Raw genomic sequence first — 17663 nt, 5'->3', positions numbered from 1 at the left:
TCAAAGTATACTTCTGGATATTAATTCATCATAAATATCTTTAGTACCTAGGCCTTGAATACTGATGTTTTTGTTAGTATCCAGGGCTTTTTTGAATAATTTAGCTAAAGAATTCACGGCAAATGAATCAATTTCTGTGACATCATTGATATCTATTATGATAAACGCGTGTTTTCTTAAGAACGAATTCACTTTTGTTCTTACACTTTTAAATGTTTTAAAATTTAAATTACCTTTAAGATATAAATAATTATCTGAGTTTTTGATATGCAAAGACATGACAATTAGTTTTTCTGGTTATCTTAAAAGTAAACATCAAAGACTATATAATCATTAGCTTTCGTTAAAAGCTAGATTTTTTGAGTTGAGTTGATGGGTAAGCAGCGATTTGCGGTTATTTGCTAGCTTTTCAACTCAAAAAAACTAAAAGTGCTACCTCCATACCTCTTTTCATAGCTAAAATTCATATGGCTGGATAAATCGGTATGTTTTGAGTGTTCAATGATTAAAAAACCATCTTCGTTCAAGATGTTTCTTTCAAAAACAATAGTAACAATTTTTAAAAAGCTTTCTTCTTCAAAATCATATGGAGGGTCAGCGAAAATAATATCAACGTTTAACGGTGTTTTCTCTAGAAACTTATAAACATCACTTTTAAAAGTAGTGATATCGAGGTCTAATTTTTCACAGGTTTGGTTGATGAATTTAATACAACCAAAGTGCGCATCAACGGCATAAATTTCAGAGGTACCTCGTGAAGCAAACTCATAGCTGATATTTCCAGTTCCCGAAAATAAGTCTATTACAGAGATGCTATCAAAATAATAGGAGTTATTTAGTATGTTGAATAATGATTCTTTCGCCATATCTGTTGTAGGACGAACCGGAAGATTTTTTGGGGCAGTAATCCGCTTACTTTTATGTTTTCCTGAAATTATACGCATTTATGATAGTAAAATATAGTTTGAGTGATTAGAAAAGGCATCGTTCGTATTAAAAAAGTTTGTGGTACTTTCTATAAAATTAATGTTTCTGACATACTTATAGGTAATACTATAAAGCTCAGATTCTTCTTCTATGTCACCTAAAAGAGTTAATTGGAACTTTTCAGGATCCATTTGCAATTGTTCAGCTACAAAAAGAATATAATAAATAAAGTCTTCTTTGGTGTTGTATATGAATGAATTATATAATATCAATTGCCCATTATTGATAATAACAATATCTAGTAATGTTGGATGCACGTGAGCAAAAATTACAGTGTTATCAGTTTTACTTTTAGAAAAATCTAGCAGTTTATCGATAAGTACTGTTGCGTGATGTTGATACTCAAACTCCCCAAAGTTTTGGAATATGAAATTATTTATATTCACGTATGGAATATAAACAGTACTAGCCTCAGTATTGGATAAGGTATCGTAAGTAATAAAATCAGTAGTTAATGTTTTTACAGAAAGTTTTAAGTAAGTTTTTAACTTGTTTCTATCGAAGAATTGATTGGGAACAATTGTTGCTAAATTATTTTGATGTATAGCGAATACACCTGAAAACTCCTGTTGTAATTCCTTATCATTTTCAAAAATATACATTATTTTCTCTAATAATAATTCTGGAGAAGCTACCGTATTTTCGAATCGATATTCTGTAAATACTAGAGCCTCTTTGGTCTTAGAATTTGAAATACAAAAAGAAAATCCATCCAAATTAAATTGGATGGATAGATTTTTATTTTGCGCATTAGCGCTAGTTTTTTTACTCCTCTTTTGCAACTGCATCACGTCGTCTATCGTATGAAGGAGGCCAGTTACCACCTGTTGTAACTTCAGTCAAAGACCCAACAGATACAAAAGGACCTTTTACTTGATTAGATTCAATAGCTTCTAATTCTTGTTTTACCAATGAAGGAGGCATTCCGTTTAATATAGGTTCTTTACTAGCTTTAGCTTCAAAAACAGGAACAAATAAACCAGTAACTTTTTCTACAGTTCCAGTCGCTAACTCAAATTGTTTATCCGTACCAGGTACATTAAACATATTTTGATAATCTTTCCCTTTGAAATATTTCATTACAGGTTCAGAACCAATAGTATCTATAACTTTTTTAGAAATTTTAATTTTAATACCACCACCTCTATCTACTTCTTCTTCAATATTTTTAGTTTCGGTTAGTGCTAGTTCTCCTTTGTCAATAAAGCTTATCAAAGAGTCTTTACTATTGGTATAAGTACCATGAACTTCTTTGTATTTAACTTCAGCATCACGAATCATTCTTAAATTCTCAATAACCTTAGCATAACGAACTTTTTTATCTTTGTCAAACTTTATCGGTTCCATGATACCACCATAAATTTTATAAGCTAAGAAAATAGAAGCTGCTAATAATAGTATAGAAACTAACCACCTCATTTTTAGGGGTACAAACTTAACAATAGCTACTGCTAAAACAAACGCAACAACAACAGCTGCTAAAATCATTAATAATAAATTCATTTTTTTAATTTTTAATGTATGATATTCGCAAATCTACAATTTTTTTTTAACGAAGAAAATTTTTAAGGATAAATAGATTTATCTTTGAAAATTATTTGATTTTATGATACTATCTGCCCAAAAGTTTTACACTGAGGTGTTACAAAAATTCCCTTATAAACCGACCTATAAGCAAAATGAGCTATTAACAAGTTTAGTGAATTTTATTTTCGAAGAGAAAAATGATGCATTGTTTGTTTTGAAAGGGTACGCAGGTACGGGTAAAACCACGACTATAAGTACCGTGGTGAATAATTTATGGCGAGCTGGTAAAAAGGCTGTATTGTTGGCCCCTACAGGTAGGGCGGCTAAAGTAATTTCAGGTTATTCAGGAAAACAGGCCTTTACAATTCATAAAAAAATATACTTTCCTAAAAAACAAAGCAACGGTGGTGTTAGTTTTGTAATGCAACCCAATAAACATATCAATACTATTTTTATCATTGATGAAGCCTCAATGATATCGGATGAAAAACAAAATGCTAAATTATTTGAAAATGGATCCTTGTTAGATGACTTGATGTCTTATGTATATTCAGGAAAAAACTGTAAAATTGTCTTTATAGGAGATACAGCGCAGTTACCTCCTGTAAAACTAACGATGAGTCCAGCACTAGAAGCCGATAAGTTGTCGTATGAATTTAATAAGGAAGTGACTGAAATAGAATTGGACGAAGTGGTACGTCAACAAGAAGATTCTGGTATTTTATTCAATGCAACTGATTTACGTTTGCTAATTCAGAATGATGCCGTAGATTTTAAGTTTAACGTAAACTTTCCTGATATAATTCGCTTGGAAGATGGTTACGATATTCAAGATGCTATTACTGGTGCTTATGATGGAGAGATAGGGGTAGAGGATACAGCAATTATAGTACGCTCAAATAAAAGAGCTAATCAATATAATCAACAAATTCGAACCAAAATTAGAGGGCAAGAAAATGAAATTTCTACTGGAGATTATGTGATGGTCGTAAAGAATAATTATTTTTGGCTAAAAGATTCCTCTTCCGCTGGTTTTATAGCGAATGGAGACATTTGTGAAGTGATGCGTATAAATGGAATTAAAGATTTATATGGATTTAAATTTGCTGAAGTTGAAATTCGAATGATTGATTACCCCGATATGAAACCATTTGAAACAGTATTGTTATTAGATACCCTATCGAGTGAAAGTCCATCACTAACGTACGAAGAATCAAATAAACTGTATGAAGCAGTAAAGGAAGATTTTACGCATGAAAAGACAAAGTATAAACAATTTATAGGAGTAAAGAAGAATAAATACTTCAATGCGTTGCAAGTGAAATTTTCATATGCTATGACCTGTCATAAATCACAAGGAGGCCAATGGAAAACGGTGTTTATTGAGCAACCATATTTACCAGAAGGCCCAAGCATTGAATATTTACGATGGTTATATACGGCTGTTACAAGAGCTCAAGAAAAGTTGTACCTCATCGGCTTTAAAAATGAATACTTTGTTGAATAAAGTATAAAACGTTGTTAACTTTTTAGGATATATATTATACCATTTATCATTTGAATTTACCGTAATAAAATGTCCTTTTTTCCTTACTATTTCAATATAACAAGAAATCATAGCTACTGCTATTATTGATTTTTCTATCTCATATAAAGAAAAAAAAACATTCATTTTATTTTACAGTAAATTCAAACAATAACTGGTATTACTTAACCTGATTTTGCAATTTTCGCAAACACATTTTTTATATTGAGTGACTTTTATAGAAATAAAAGGTTCTAACTAATTAAGAACCTTTGCTAGGGTTTGAAGAAACACAACAAGATAATTGGAAGAACTTACTGTGAAAAGACTATTATTTAATATCGCTTTATTTTTTTGTTGTCAAATCTATTCTCAAGAAACCTGTGTGAATAACCAGGAAATTGATCGGATAGACTTGAATCAAATAGACATTAACAAATGTAAGATAGAAGAACAAGAGTTGAAAAGAACAACAACTAACACAAGTACAGCGTTTTTATTTAGTAACAGATATTTAAAAAAGAGAATACTACGAAACAGGCAAGTAATATCATTAAATATAGCACCTCGAAAAATAAATAAGATAAATGGTGTATTTGACGCGCCTGTATTACAGCTGGTTAAAATAGAGTGGCGAAATTCAAATTTTTTGGTAGCAGGATTATCAGATAGCTCTGTTATTCCGTTTTCAGAAGTCAATGAAATCCCGAAGTTCTCTTTTTGTGAAGACTATTCGAACTTAAGTCAAGAAGAGTGTTTCAATTACAGTATGAAAAAACATATAGAGAAAAACTTTAGATACCCAGAAGAATCATTGAAACAGGGTATTGAAGATCATTTGTTCGTTCACTTTGTTATTGATTCTAATGGAAATGTAAAAAACATTGAAGTTGTATCAACCAAAAATGTTGAAGTTATAAAAAAAGAGGCCTACAGGTTGATTTCATTGCTTCCTCAATTTATTCCTGGTAAACATAACGGACGTGCTGTAGGTGTATCTTACAGTTTTCCAATGGATTTCAGTTTAAACTAGAACTGCTCCGAATTCGGTATCAGAATTTCCAAATGATATCGTTTAACTTTAAATGTTATCTAGTAAAATTATGGAATGATGTCGATGGTTATTTAGAATCTTTTGATTCATTGGAAATGAAAGTAATAAATGTTAGCATTTTGTTAATTAACTGCAAAGGAGCCACAAAAAGGGTACATTTGTTATTGAATCTAATACTTGAAAATGGACAAGAAAGTAATTGTTTTTATGTCATTTTTATTGATAACTACATCAATAATAGCTCAAAAACCGTCGAAACTAACTTCTAATCAGATTTACGAAAAGATAAAAAAACTTAACTTCTTGGGGTCAGCGTTATATATAGCAGCTCACCCTGATGATGAAAACACAAGGCTGATAGCATATCTGTCAAACCATGAAAAGGCGAGAACAGCATATTTATCGCTTACAAGAGGCGATGGCGGACAAAATTTGATAGGACCTGAAATGCGCGAGTTATTGGGTGTAATTCGTACACAGGAATTATTAGCAGCACGTAATATAGATGGAGGAGAGCAACGATTTTCTAGAGCTAATGATTTTGGGTATTCGAAACATCCTGATGAAACCTTAAAAATATGGGATAAAAATAAAGTGTTAGCAGACATCGTTTGGGCTATCAGAAAATTTAAACCAGACGTTATTATTAATCGTTTTGATCATAGAACACCTGGTACAACGCACGGGCATCATACATCATCGGCTATGTTAAGTGTTGATGCTTTTGATTTGGCTGGAGATAAAACAAAATATACTGAACAATTAACGCATACAAATATTTGGCAGCCTAAAAGGTTGTTTTTTAACACTTCATGGTGGTTTTATGGTAGTAGAGAAAATTTTGCAAAAGCGGACAAAAGTAATATATTGAGTTTTGATGTAGGTACATACTATCCGTTAAAGGGTTTGTCAAACAACGAATTAGCATCTATGGCAAGTAGCCAACATTTATGTCAAGGTTTCGGACGCTTAACTACTCGGGGTAGTCAAAAAGAATATGTGGAGTTTTTAAAAGGAGACGCTCCAAAAGATAAGAAGGATTTTTTCTCTGGTATCAATACCACATGGAATCGTATTAAAGGAGGAGGAGAAATAGGTGATATATTATATAAAGTTGAAAGAAATTTTGATTTTGTGAATCCATCAAAGCATTTACCAGACTTGCTTAAAGCGTATGAAAAAATTGATAAATTGGATGATGTACATTGGAAAACGATCAAGTCTAACGAGTTAAAAGAAATTATATTGGCTAGTGCGGGACTGTATTTAGAAAGTTCAGCAACAAGCTCTAGTACGGTTCCCAACAGTGAGGTTACTCTTAATTTTGAAGTACTTAATCGAAGCGCTGTTTCTATAGAGTTAACCTCTATAGAAGTGCTTCCTGAAGGAAAAAAGATAAAAAAAGAACTTGATCTAGCGCCAAACAACAAGAAAACTTTTAAAGAGGTAATAAACGTTGGAAACCATCAGTATTCGGCACCGTATTGGTTAATAAATTCATGGAATTTAGGAATGTATAACGTCGAAAACAAAACGTTAATAGGAAATCCTGAAAGTAAACGTCCTATTCAAATAAGATATAATTTAACAATTGAAAACCAGGAGGTTTCTTTTACGAAACCAGTTGTTTATAGATATTCAAAACGCGACAAAGGTGAAATTTATGAGCCTTTTGAAGTGTTACCTAAAGTGACTACGAAATTAAAAGAAAAAGTGTTGCTTTTTTCTAATAAAGAAGGAAAGAATATCACCGTAGATGTAAGAGCAGGCACGAGCAGTACTAAAGGGATTTTACACTTAAAAGCTCCCAAAGGATGGGAGGTAAGTCCTAAACAAATTACCTTTAACATTGAACAAAAAGGAGCTTTACAAAGTTTGAATTTCAGGGTCATTCCTACTCAAAACGAATCAGAAGGGTGGTTGAAAGCTGAAGCAACTGTAAAAGGTAAAATATATGATAAAGAATTGGTAGAAATTAACTATTCACATATCCCTAAACAGTCTGTATTATTGCCATCACAAGCAAAAGTAGTGCGTTTGAATATTAAGAAAGAAGGAACGCAAATAGGGTATATTCAAGGATCAGGCGATGCATTACCAGAAAGCTTACATCAAATCGGATATACGGTTACAGAGATCAACCCCGCAGAGATTAATGATAAAACCTTACAAGAATTTGATGCTGTAGTGATCGGAATACGTGCTTACAATACGAAAAAGGAGTTGCAATTTAAGCAGAAGTATCTTTTAGAGTATATGAAAAATGGAGGAAATCTCATTGTACAATACAATACTAATAGAAGAGTCGATGTAAAAGCACCGTATCAATTAAATTTATCGCGTGATCGCGTTACCGATGAATATGCTCCAGTAACTTTGTTAGCTAAAGAACACGACGTATTACAATATCCAAATAAAATTACAGAAGCTGATTTTGATGGTTGGGTGCAAGAAAGGGGCTTGTATTTCCCCAATTCTTGGAGTGATGAATATACTCCCATACTTTCGATGAATGATGTCGGAGAAACGCCAAAACAAGGGAGTTTGTTAATTGCAAAATATGGGAAAGGAAACTATATCTATACAGGATTGAGCTTTTTTAGAGAACTCCCCGCAGGCGTTCCTGGTGCATTTAAATTATTCGCTAACTTATTGTCTTTGAGAAATAATAAAGCACCAAGTAGTACCCCAGTAAAACCCGTAAAATAGTCTTAGAATTTAAATATAAATGATAAATAGAGGTACTACTAAGGTAACTTTGAATTTCCTCTATTACTTTATGTAAGAAATAGGATAAATCATGTTAATCGATTCTTAAGTAAAATTACACAACGATTACATTTAGTGATATGTTTTATCTATAAACTTTACATGCTATAAACAATTATGCTATAGGCTTAAAAAGATTAACAGAAACTGTTGCTAAATCAGAGTTAGGAAACTTTCTAAATGCATTTTCATCAGGAATTAAACCAATGTGCCGCATTGCCTTCATGTACTCATCTAATTCAACAATATATTGATCTGAATAGCCATGAGTGGCATCATAAGCTGTAGCCGCAGTTTCTCCGAGGTTTTTAGAAACTAGATTAGGGTCAGTGGTGTGTAGCTCAATGAGTAATAATCCGTATCTACCGATATACGGAGTCCATTTAGCAAAATGTTGCTTTAATGATTCTAAAACCAAATTATTGCTCAATCGATTGCCTTTATAGGTGTACGCACCTGTTGAAGATGATACAGCCAAATTGTTAGTAGGTGTTGGATTTTGCCAAATACGGTTGTGATCTAAAAATGTACGAACGTTTAATAGGTCAGATAGATTAATACCGTACTTTTCTTGTAAGTCTTCTGACATGGCTTTTGGATTTCCAATATCCCCCCAAATAACCTTTGCCCAAATATCAGCTTGTACCAAATTTTTACGTGTAACCTTTAGAGCAGCTTCATTATAATCTACTCCGATAAGTAGCAATGGATGATCCTCTAGAACTTTACCACGTTCGGTCTGATTTTCAATAACATTAAATAAATGTTTTAAAAAAGCACCATTGCCACAACCGACATCTAAAATACCTTTAGGTTGCTCTTGTATTGGTTTGTTAAAAAGATTAATGATGATTTCATCGATCACTTTAAAATATGCAGAATGAGCTCCGCCACTTCCCCAGACATTCATCTCCCTATCTACATGAACCTCTTCATTATGTGTGCTTGAGGTAGTAAATAGTGTTGTATTTCCAAAAATTAACGTAGTTAACTTTCGTAGGGTAGGAATGTAAGAAACGGTAACCCCATAGGCACTCGCTCTTCTTGCAAAAAATAAACCTTTGTCAGTAAACTCATAATAATCGTTGGTTTTAATAAACCACTCCATACTGGTAAGGATGTCTAATAATCGACCAAAATTTTCTGCATCTTTATGGAACTCTTCCGCTTTAAACTTTGTTTGCATAAAGTACTGGTGAAACATACCACTCATACCTAGTAAAACTAAAGTAGGACCAACGATAATGCCTTCTATATGAGTAAGAATTTGAGTTAAAATTTCTTTTTCTTGAGAATTAGTTGACGTTGTTACACCAAAATTATTTTTAAAACTTGTGTACAATTTTTCAAGTTTAAAAAATGGTTCAGCTTCAAACTTTCTCGAATTATAACGTTCAGAAAACTTCAATAGCAGAAAAGCTTCTTTATATAACTTAAAATATGAAAAGGCTACTGAAGAACGTTCATTGATTTCAAAAAGAACAGTGTTGTTTTTGTTGTCAATACATTGGGTTAACCAACCTTGTGAGCATAAAATGCGTAAGGCAACATTTAAATATCCATCATTGGCGTTAAATTTAGTAGCTATTTCCGATAGGTAGGCCGATTTTTTCTCTAAAAGATATTCTGTAACACCACTTTCTTGCAAGCTATATGCCGAAGGGCAGGTAACAATTCCATCTAAATGACGAAATAAATTACCTCGGAGATGTTTTTTTTCTTGTTTTGACAACATATAAAGTGTTATTTTTTTTAAATATAACTATTTGATAGTAAAATAAAAACCTATTTCGAATTATTGAATAGGTATTGGTTTTTTTTTATCTTTTTGGTTGTGGTATTAACAAGTTGAAATCAATTGTATACGAGATGATTTTGATACTTTTATAGAGAAAGCATAAATATAGAGAGATGAATTCTTGTGTATAGTTTTGTTTTTCATTATCTTATGGTGATTTTTATTTTTTAGAATTGTTTGGTGTTGCATCCAATTATTTTGTTCTGGCTATTTTAATAAAGAAAATTAAATGAAATTAAATGGAAACAATGTATCTAACTTGTAATTATAACATTTGGTAAAAATGAAACCCTGAAGATATAAAAAGAATTTAATCGACCAAAAGGCAATATAAAAGTAATAAAAATTGGTTTTGTTAACAAATTTCATATATTTTTATCCTATGAACATACTAAGACTATTACTACTTGAAGATTTAGATGAAGAGGCCAACGAACTGATTACATTATTAGAAGAGAACCAATATGAAGTAATACGAGTAAATAATGCTTTTGAGGCGGAAAAGGAGATTAAAAACCGCTTTTTTGACGTAATTATTTTAGATATTATGATAGATGGGAGGCCTGAAGGAATTGAATTAGCGCAACGCATTAATCAATATGGAGTAAATGTTCCATTTTTGTTTTTAACCAGTATGCAAAGTAAAGCTATTTTTGATGAGGCCAAGCTAACCAATCCTATGGTTTATCTACTAAAACCGTATAATGAGCTAGAACTTTTATATGCACTTGAACTGGCGATAGAATCCTGTTATCAGCAATCTAATAGCATTAGCTTTAATGATAACAACGCCGTATTGAGCCCTGCTTTCTTATTTATTAAAAAGAAAAGAAGCGTGGTAAAGGTAGATGTCGGATCTATTAACTATATCGAAGTAAAAGAGAAATATTGTAATTTACAATGTGATGACGGAACGTATTTAATAAAATTATCATTAACCAAATTAAAAGAAATGCTTTCAAATCCTAATTTTAAGCAGGTACATCGAAACTTTCTGATCAATATGAAAAATATAAAAGAAATATATTTTGAAGATAATTTAATTATACTAGAAGATAATAGTCAGATTCCTTTTAGTGAGCGTTATAAAAATGCTTTTATTAAGGATAATACTATTTTTAGGTAATTATCTATAGGTTTCTAATATCAAAAATTGAACCATTAGCGAGCATATTTGAGGTGTCAATTTTGAAAATGGTATCAGCAACGAAATTTGGCTTATATAACTCGTTATTTTCTTTTAAATCAATAAAGCGTTGTAATTTTTTAAAATTACTTTTATCAGTACTTCTTATTTGAGCTTGCATACTTGTGTCTACAACACCAGGGTATATAGATATGCATTTAACACCATTTTCGATCGTTTCTTGCTCTGCTGCGATGGTTTTGGTTAGCATGTCTATGGCAGCTTTAGATGTACAATAAACACTCCAACCTTGATAGGTATTTACGGCGGCGCCAGAAGATATATTTATCAGTTGTTTTTTACATCTTAAGTGTTGGGTGTGCTTTATGAATAAACTGGCCAATATAATTGGAGTGGTGGTATTAAGTTGCATGGTTTTATAAATATCACTTGCTTCTATATTTTCTAAATTACCAATTTGCCCTAGTCTTCCCGCATTATTTATCAATGTGATTGATGAAATACAATCTTTTAGAATGGTATTCAAAAGAGTCTTGAAATTCACTTCAGTTTCTCTTGAATTACTTAAATCAAGAGTAATTTGAGTGATGTTTTCCATGTTTATGATACTCCTAGAAATTGAATATACTTTATAATTTTTAGATGCATACTTCTTTGCTAAAGCCTTACCGACTCCTTTACTACCTCCTGTTATAATAATAATATCCATAGTGTAAAGATAAGTAAAATGAATCGCTCTATTTGGTAAGTATTATGAATTACCATTGATCTACACTTTTTTATCAATCGTCTTTAGAAACAAGAAAGCTGATCTTATTTATAAGAAATGAATAGAGTTTAGCTCGTATTTTTATATCAAAGTTTTTTCAATATTAGATTTTTAAATTGGTTTTTAGTTTGAGCTCTCTGCGGAGAGCTTTTTTTTGTTATACCCTATGCCATTTGATATTGTGGTATACGAAACTAATACTTTTGTTATGTTATACGAGTTATTGTTTGAATTTACTGTAAATTCAAATGGTATTACATCAAACACGGTTTTGAAGGGCTATTTATAATTTGAAAAACATAACAGCTCATAAGGAAAACAAAATTAAAAGTGCAAAGCCTTATAAACAGTAATCTTTACTCGAAAAAGTCTTGAATTATAGGTTCAATTTCTGTCCTTTTTAAATCAAATCGTAGTATGGGCTTCTGTGGAAGTAAAATGAATCGAAGTCAGGCGACTAAAATAACAAGGGAAAAAAGATTGTTTTATTAGGGTGATTTCAAGTGATAAATACTATTTCGTATAAGATTCATGGTTTTTGAGTAGTAAATTAAGGGTTAACCCTTAATGCGTTTCTAGGGATATCCCTGAGTTAAAATTGCGCCAATTTTACATAAATTGCAGTGTGTTTGTATAAGAGTTGCAAACACAACACATTCTGCTAATATTTAAGGGATATCTCCTTTCTGAAACGAAAGGGGATTTTTTTTGGTATAGGTAAGCTTAAAATTTATAAACTCATGGTTTAGACTAAAAAGGTACCGGCGAACTTATTTCTATTTTTTTCTGAGTAATAGGGTGAGTAAAACAAATATATTCTGCGTGTAAATGTAGCCTGTTTTGTTGTGTCCCATATAAGTCATCACCCACAATAGGAGTATTAAGACCTAAAGTATGTGCGGCATGAACTCTTAATTGATGCGTCCTTCCTGTAATAGGATAAAAATAGACCTTAGTTTGTTGGTTTTTTACACGAATTGTTTCCCAGTGAGTTTGGGATGGTTTTCCATACTCAAAGCAAACTAGTTGCCTAGGACGATTTTCTAGATCTACACGTATGGGTAAATTTATACTTCCTTTTTGTTTGGGTAATACACCATTTAGTAAGGCCACATAACGTTTGCGTATCGTTTTATGAAGAAACTGTGCTTGTAATGCTTTATGTACTTCTTTTGTTTTCGCGATAAGAAGTATTCCAGAAGTACACATATCTAAGCGATGCACAATCAAAGGGCCTGTTGCATTAGGGTATTTTTTACGTAGTACACTTTCAACGGAATAAGTAATTTCTTTGCCTGAAACACTCAAAAAATCAGTTGGTTTGTTTACCGCCGCCATATAATCATCTTCAAATAAAAAGTCGAGTTTTTGAGGCGAACTTAATTTGGTCAGTAAAGGGTTCTTTTCTAACACCAAACCTTGAAGCATATGTTCTAAAATAGGTTTACATTTACCAGTACATGCAGGGTAGTAATTTTGGTGTTTTCGTATGGATGTTGATAACGGTTTTCCCCACCAAAATTCTGCCATTGCAACAGGGGTTAGTTGATTTGAAAAGGCGTATTGAAAAAGTTTAGGAGCGCAACACTCACCAGCGCCAGCAGGGATTTTTTGCAAACTATTAGTGAAAATGCTTAATAAATTTTTAGTTTCATTTTTGGTATTTAAAAAGACATAATGCTCAAATATTTTATATTGAACATTGGCTGACATTTTTGCTCGTTGTTCATGTAATTTGTTTATTTGAGATTGAAGTTCTAGAAATTGCTTTTCTAATGAATTGATTTTGTTATTCAAATAAACTTCATATTCTCTAAGATAGAACTCTTCGTTTATATTTTGTTGATTGTTAGTTTTATGATGTTCCTTTCGGTGCTTACGTCGTGTTTTTATTTTTAAACGTTCTTCGTTTAATAAAATGGCATGGCATTCATTTTCTCTTTGATACCGTTGTTTAACCGTTAAATATTCTTCTTGATTACTTAGAGTTGAAATACGCTCATTAAGTATATTGAGTTGTTTTTCGGTTTTTATATAAAATCCGGCAGGGTCAAGTATATCAAATATTGGAGGAACAAAGTAGTTATGTTGGGTGACATTTGCGAGCTTTCCTGAAAAAGCAGCGATATAGCCTAAGTTTCCTTGTGCATCTTTTACAACGAGTACTCCAAACATTTTACCCACAGCTTTAGTGGAGTTATTAAAACCAAATTCATGATCAAAATCAGTTTGATGTTGGAGGTAGTCCTGAAGTTCTCGAGATGCTATTTGAGCTATTGGATGAGGAACATAATTGTAAGGATATGCAAGTTTGTCTGGCAGTTCAATGTTCGTGATATTTGTCGTAAACTGATGTACCTTCTGCATGGTATTTTAAAAATTACGTCATTACAAGCATGCTATTTGCAAAGCTTTGTAATGACGTTATGTTTTGACTAATACAATGATTAGCACCTATAAATTTTGTCGTATAAATCTGAGTAAATTTCTTTAATTATTTTTCGTTTCATTTTCATGGTAGGGGTTAAGTGACCTCCATCAATTGACCATTCTTGTGGGGTTAATTCAAAACGCTTTATCTGTTCCCATTTACCAAATTTAGTATTACAATGGTTGATCTCTTCTTGAATACGTTCAATTACTTTATGATTACTTATTAAGTCGCTATTATCTTGTAATGTAATTTTGTGACGACTGGCCCATTCACGCACAAAATCAAAGTTGGGTTGTATAAGTGCCGCAGGCATTTTTTCACCTTCGCCAATAACCATTATTTGTTCAATAAACCTTGATTGTTTTAACTCTCCTTCTAATAAAGGAGGGACTACATATTTTCCACCGGAAGTTTTAAACATTTCCTTTGTTCTTCCTGTAATTTTCAGAAAGCCATCTTTACAAATTTCACCTTTATCACCAGTATGGAAATACCCGTCCTTAAGAACCTCCGCAGTTTTTTCTGGATCTTTATAGTACCCAACCATTATATTTGGTCCTTTTGCTAAGATTTCTCCATTTTCTGCTATTTTAACCTCAACGCTATCTATAACCTTACCTACGGTTCCAACTCTGAACCCACCATTCTTTATGCTATTTACAGATATTACCGGAGAAGTTTCTGTAAGACCATAACCTTCCATTACAGGCATTTTTGCTGCAGCAAAAACTCTTGTTAGTCTTGGTTGAAGTGCTGCAGACCCAGAAACCATAAGTTTTAATTCACCTCCTAAGGCTTCTTGCCATTTAGAGAAAATGAGTTTACGCGCAATATTTAGTTGCTTTTCGTACCACCATCCATTAGCCCCGTATGGCTCATATTTTAATCCTAATTTAATAGCCCAAAAGAAAAGTTTTTTCTTGATACCAGATAATTCCGTTCCTTTTGCGTAAATTTTATCGTAAATTTTTTCGTAGAGACGGGGCACAGCCGTCATTACATTAGGTTTAACTTCCTTGGCATTATCACTTAACAATTCTATAGACTCTGCGAAATATATTGAAACACCACAGTACTGATATAAATACAGTATCATTCGTTCGAAAATATGACATACAGGTAAAAAGCTCAAACCTTTATCACTACCGTACGTTAAAGGCACTAGTTTTTCACTATTTAAAACATTACTAACAATATTCTCGTGAGATAACATAACACCTTTGGGCCTACCAGTAGTTCCAGAAGTGTATATAAGCGTTGCTAACGTATCTGGAGTGACAGCATTTTTACGCTCTTCAACGTCGGGTTGATTGTCTTGGTTTTCTCCTAGTTTGAGAATTTCTTTCCAGCTTTTTTCCCCGTTAATATCATCAAAAGTAAAAACCTCTTTAAGCTTTGTATTTGCTTTTATTTGGTTTAACTTTTCTAAAATTGTATCATCTGAAACAAGGCAATAGGTTGCTTCTGAGTGATTTAATATATACTCGTAGTCTTCTTTAGAAATAGTAGGGTAAATTGGCACGTTTTGCGCACCTGTTTGCAAGATACCAATATCGCAGATGTTCCATTCAGTTCTATTATTGGTAGAAATTATAGCAATTTTATCATTAGGCCGCACTCCTAAACGTAATAAACCTCTACTGATAGCATTGGCTTTATCGATATACTCTTTGGATGATATCGATTCCCATTTACCTCCGTATTTTGTGGTAAATGCTTTTGGTAAATTATATGTTTTTAATTGATAGTATGGAAAGTCGAAAAGACGTTTAATTTCACTCGGCATAAGTTCAAATTTTGGATTCTGCAAAGTATAAAAAATAGCTTGATCCGACAAATAAGATTTTGTTGTTTGATTTATTGAGAGTTATATATTTTTTCATATAAATAATGGTATTTTTTCAATATAATATTCCGCTTCATTTTCATGGTTGGGGTCAAAAGACCACTTTCAATTGACCATTCTTCAGGCGTAATTTCAAATCGTTTTATTTGTTCCCATTTTCCAAATCGTGCGTTGCAGAGATCTATTTCTTTTTGTATTCGAGCAATCAGCTTATCATCATTTGTGATGTCTTCAATTTGGTATTGATGTCTGTTAGCCCATTCTTGAACAAAATCATTTGCAATTTGTATTAAAGCGGCTGGCATTTTTTCATTTTCGCCAATAACCATTACCTGCTCTATAAATCTTGATTTTTTTAGTTCACCTTCCAATACGGTTGGGGCAATATATTTTCCACCAGATGTTTTAAAAATACCTTTTTTTCTATCGGTAATTTTTAAAAAACCATCGTCATCTAACGTACCAATATCACCCGTATGGAAAAAACCATTTTTCATTACTTGATTGGTTATTTCAGGGCTTTTATAATAGCCTAACATTACGTTCGGACCTTTCACTAAAATTTCACCGTCATTTGCTATTTTTACGGTTACATCGTTTATTATTTTACCAACGGTACCAATTTTAAACCTGTTATTTTGGAAACTTGACACAGAAACTGCTGGAGAGGTTTCCGTTAATCCATATCCTTCAAAAACCGGAATACCGGCAGCCGTAAATACTTTTATGAGTCTTGGTTGCATTGCGGCGCTACCAGCTAACATAAACTCCAAATTACCCCCTAAGGCTTTCTTCCATTTTGAGAAAACGAGTTTTTGCGCTAGTACTAATTGCATTTCATACCACCAACCATTTTTTTGGTAAGGTTGGTAGCATTCTCCTAGGTTTAGAGCCCAAAAAAACAATCGTCTTTTTAGTCCTTTTAAATCACTCCCTTTGGTTACTATTTTATCAAAAACTTTCTCTAATAATCTTGGAACAACCGCCATAAAATGGGGTTGTATTTCTTTTAGATTATCTCCAATTTTGTCAATGCTTTCGGCAAAATGAATTTCAAACCCCATGAATTGAGAATAATACGAAACAGCTCTTTCATAAATATGACAAATTGGAAGGTAGCTGATCGTTTTTTTATGGTTTTGAATATGCAATACACTGCCTACAGCAAAAACATTTGTGACAATATTATTATGTGAAAGCATTACACCTTTTGGAGTTCCTGTTGTGCCAGAAGTATAAATAATGGTTGCCAAATTTGATGCCAGTACATTATTTTTTAGATCTTCTACCTGCGATTGTAGTTCTATATTATCATGACTTAAAAAATTATTCCAATCAAAATCAGTTTCGATTTCTTCAAACGAAAATACTTTTTTAAGTTCTGTTTGACCTTGTACAGCCTTGATTTTTTGATAGAGTTCATTATCAGAAACAAAACAATACATACTATCAGAATGATTTAGAATGTATGTATAATCCTTTTCTGAAAAAGTTGAGTAAAGGGGTACATTAACAGCCCCTATTTGTAAGATTCCAATATCTAGAATGTGCCATTTAGGCTGATTTACAGAAGTAATAATTGCTATTTTATCATTGGGTTTTACACCTAATGATAATAAAGAACGGCTTACTTTATTCGCTAATTCTAAATATTTCTTAGTAGAAGTATGCTTCCATTGATTATTCGTTTTTGAAACAAAACATTTTTCTTGTGGGTATTGACTTAATTGATGATATGGGAAATCAAATAGTCTTTTGATATTAGAAGGTATATGCATTTAGTATTCTTTTGCGATAAATCTACTAA

General features: G+C 32.1%; 13 protein-coding genes. 4 read left to right on the top strand and 9 right to left on the bottom strand.

The window, feature by feature from the left end:
- The 4 genes from AC2TDS_RS02405 to AC2TDS_RS02390 form a co-directional block, all read right to left on the bottom strand.
- The gene (locus tag AC2TDS_RS02405) at window positions 1-279 is read right to left on the bottom strand and encodes an STAS domain-containing protein (RefSeq protein WP_484737540.1); all 279 of its coding nucleotides are present in this window, start codon (window positions 277-279) and stop codon (window positions 1-3) included.
- A 122-nt stretch (window positions 280-401) separates the two neighbouring features.
- Window positions 402-944, bottom strand: coding sequence for an RsmD family RNA methyltransferase (locus AC2TDS_RS02400; protein ID WP_484737539.1), 543 nt, complete (start codon window positions 942-944; stop codon window positions 402-404).
- Complete coding sequence (locus AC2TDS_RS02395) at window positions 945-1775, bottom strand: DUF3822 family protein (protein ID WP_484738909.1); 831 nt, start codon at window positions 1773-1775, stop codon at window positions 945-947.
- Window positions 1753-2490: a hypothetical protein gene (locus AC2TDS_RS02390; RefSeq protein ID WP_484737538.1), complete on the bottom strand. Its 738-nt coding sequence runs from the start codon at window positions 2488-2490 to the stop codon at window positions 1753-1755. The genes AC2TDS_RS02395 and AC2TDS_RS02390 overlap by 23 nt, the downstream gene beginning before the upstream one ends.
- Window positions 2491-2593: 103 nt before the next feature.
- Here AC2TDS_RS02390 and AC2TDS_RS02385 point away from each other — a divergent pair, with 103 nt between their 5' ends.
- The 3 genes from AC2TDS_RS02385 (at window position 2594) to AC2TDS_RS02375 (ending at window position 7802) form a co-directional block, all read left to right on the top strand.
- Window positions 2594-4021, top strand: coding sequence for an ATP-dependent DNA helicase (locus AC2TDS_RS02385; RefSeq protein ID WP_484737537.1), 1428 nt, complete (start codon window positions 2594-2596; stop codon window positions 4019-4021).
- 403 nt (window positions 4022-4424) lie between these two features.
- Window positions 4425-5072 carry an energy transducer TonB gene (locus AC2TDS_RS02380; RefSeq protein WP_484737536.1) on the top strand — a complete coding sequence of 216 codons (648 nt, stop codon included), beginning with the start codon at window positions 4425-4427 and terminating at the stop codon, window positions 5070-5072.
- 204 nt (window positions 5073-5276) lie between these two features.
- Window positions 5277-7802 carry a PIG-L family deacetylase gene (locus AC2TDS_RS02375; protein WP_484737535.1) on the top strand — a complete coding sequence of 842 codons (2526 nt, stop codon included), beginning with the start codon at window positions 5277-5279 and terminating at the stop codon, window positions 7800-7802.
- Between the two features lie 175 nt (window positions 7803-7977).
- Here AC2TDS_RS02375 and AC2TDS_RS02370 read toward each other — a convergent pair whose 3' ends face one another.
- Complete coding sequence (locus AC2TDS_RS02370; protein ID WP_484737534.1) at window positions 7978-9597, bottom strand: class I SAM-dependent methyltransferase; 1620 nt, start codon at window positions 9595-9597, stop codon at window positions 7978-7980.
- A 445-nt stretch (window positions 9598-10042) separates the two neighbouring features.
- Here AC2TDS_RS02370 and AC2TDS_RS02365 point away from each other — a divergent pair, with 445 nt between their 5' ends.
- On the top strand, window positions 10043-10786 hold the full coding sequence (locus AC2TDS_RS02365) for a LytR/AlgR family response regulator transcription factor (protein WP_484737533.1): 744 nt from the start codon (window positions 10043-10045) through the stop codon (window positions 10784-10786).
- 4 nt (window positions 10787-10790) lie between these two features.
- Here the strand turns inward: AC2TDS_RS02365 and AC2TDS_RS02360 are convergent, their stop codons facing one another.
- The 4 genes from AC2TDS_RS02360 to AC2TDS_RS02345 form a co-directional block, all read right to left on the bottom strand.
- A complete protein-coding gene (locus tag AC2TDS_RS02360) occupies window positions 10791-11516 on the bottom strand; it encodes an SDR family NAD(P)-dependent oxidoreductase (protein WP_484737532.1) in 726 nt (241 codons plus the stop codon).
- 810 nt (window positions 11517-12326) lie between these two features.
- On the bottom strand, window positions 12327-13943 hold the full coding sequence (locus AC2TDS_RS02355) for an RluA family pseudouridine synthase (protein WP_484737531.1): 1617 nt from the start codon (window positions 13941-13943) through the stop codon (window positions 12327-12329).
- Between the two features lie 80 nt (window positions 13944-14023).
- Entirely contained in the window at window positions 14024-15796 is a 1773-nt protein-coding gene (locus AC2TDS_RS02350) for an AMP-dependent synthetase/ligase (RefSeq protein WP_484737530.1), read from the bottom strand.
- Window positions 15797-15867: 71 nt separating this feature from the next.
- Window positions 15868-17634, bottom strand: a complete 1767-nt coding sequence (locus tag AC2TDS_RS02345) for an AMP-dependent synthetase/ligase (RefSeq protein WP_484737529.1) — start codon at window positions 17632-17634, stop codon at window positions 15868-15870.
- Window positions 17635-17663 lie beyond the last annotated feature (29 nt).

The sequence above is a fragment of the Tenacibaculum profundicola genome, assembly GCF_057220795.1.
Note: the sequence above shows the minus strand (reverse complement) of the source record. Positions and strands in the feature narration are given on the sequence as shown.

Bases quoted from the DNA above. Each gene is read 5' to 3' on its own strand.
- AC2TDS_RS02395 (WP_484738909.1), bottom strand. From the start codon at position 1,775: ATGCAGTTGCAAAAGAGGAGTAAAAAAACTAGCGCTAATGCGCAAAAT.
- AC2TDS_RS02375 (WP_484737535.1), top strand. From the start codon at position 5,277: ATGGACAAGAAAGTAATTGTTTTTATGTCATTTTTATTGATAACTACA.
- AC2TDS_RS02360 (WP_484737532.1), bottom strand. From the start codon at position 11,516: ATGGATATTATTATTATAACAGGAGGTAGTAAAGGAGTCGGTAAGGCT.
- AC2TDS_RS02405 (WP_484737540.1), bottom strand. From the start codon at position 279: ATGTCTTTGCATATCAAAAACTCAGATAATTATTTATATCTTAAAGGT.
- AC2TDS_RS02385 (WP_484737537.1), top strand. From the start codon at position 2,594: ATGATACTATCTGCCCAAAAGTTTTACACTGAGGTGTTACAAAAATTC.
- AC2TDS_RS02390 (WP_484737538.1), bottom strand. From the start codon at position 2,490: ATGAATTTATTATTAATGATTTTAGCAGCTGTTGTTGTTGCGTTTGTT.
- AC2TDS_RS02345 (WP_484737529.1), bottom strand. From the start codon at position 17,634: ATGCATATACCTTCTAATATCAAAAGACTATTTGATTTCCCATATCAT.
- AC2TDS_RS02400 (WP_484737539.1), bottom strand. From the start codon at position 944: ATGCGTATAATTTCAGGAAAACATAAAAGTAAGCGGATTACTGCCCCA.
- AC2TDS_RS02350 (WP_484737530.1), bottom strand. From the start codon at position 15,796: ATGCCGAGTGAAATTAAACGTCTTTTCGACTTTCCATACTATCAATTA.
- AC2TDS_RS02370 (WP_484737534.1), bottom strand. From the start codon at position 9,597: ATGTTGTCAAAACAAGAAAAAAAACATCTCCGAGGTAATTTATTTCGT.
- AC2TDS_RS02355 (WP_484737531.1), bottom strand. From the start codon at position 13,943: ATGCAGAAGGTACATCAGTTTACGACAAATATCACGAACATTGAACTG.
- AC2TDS_RS02365 (WP_484737533.1), top strand. From the start codon at position 10,043: ATGAACATACTAAGACTATTACTACTTGAAGATTTAGATGAAGAGGCC.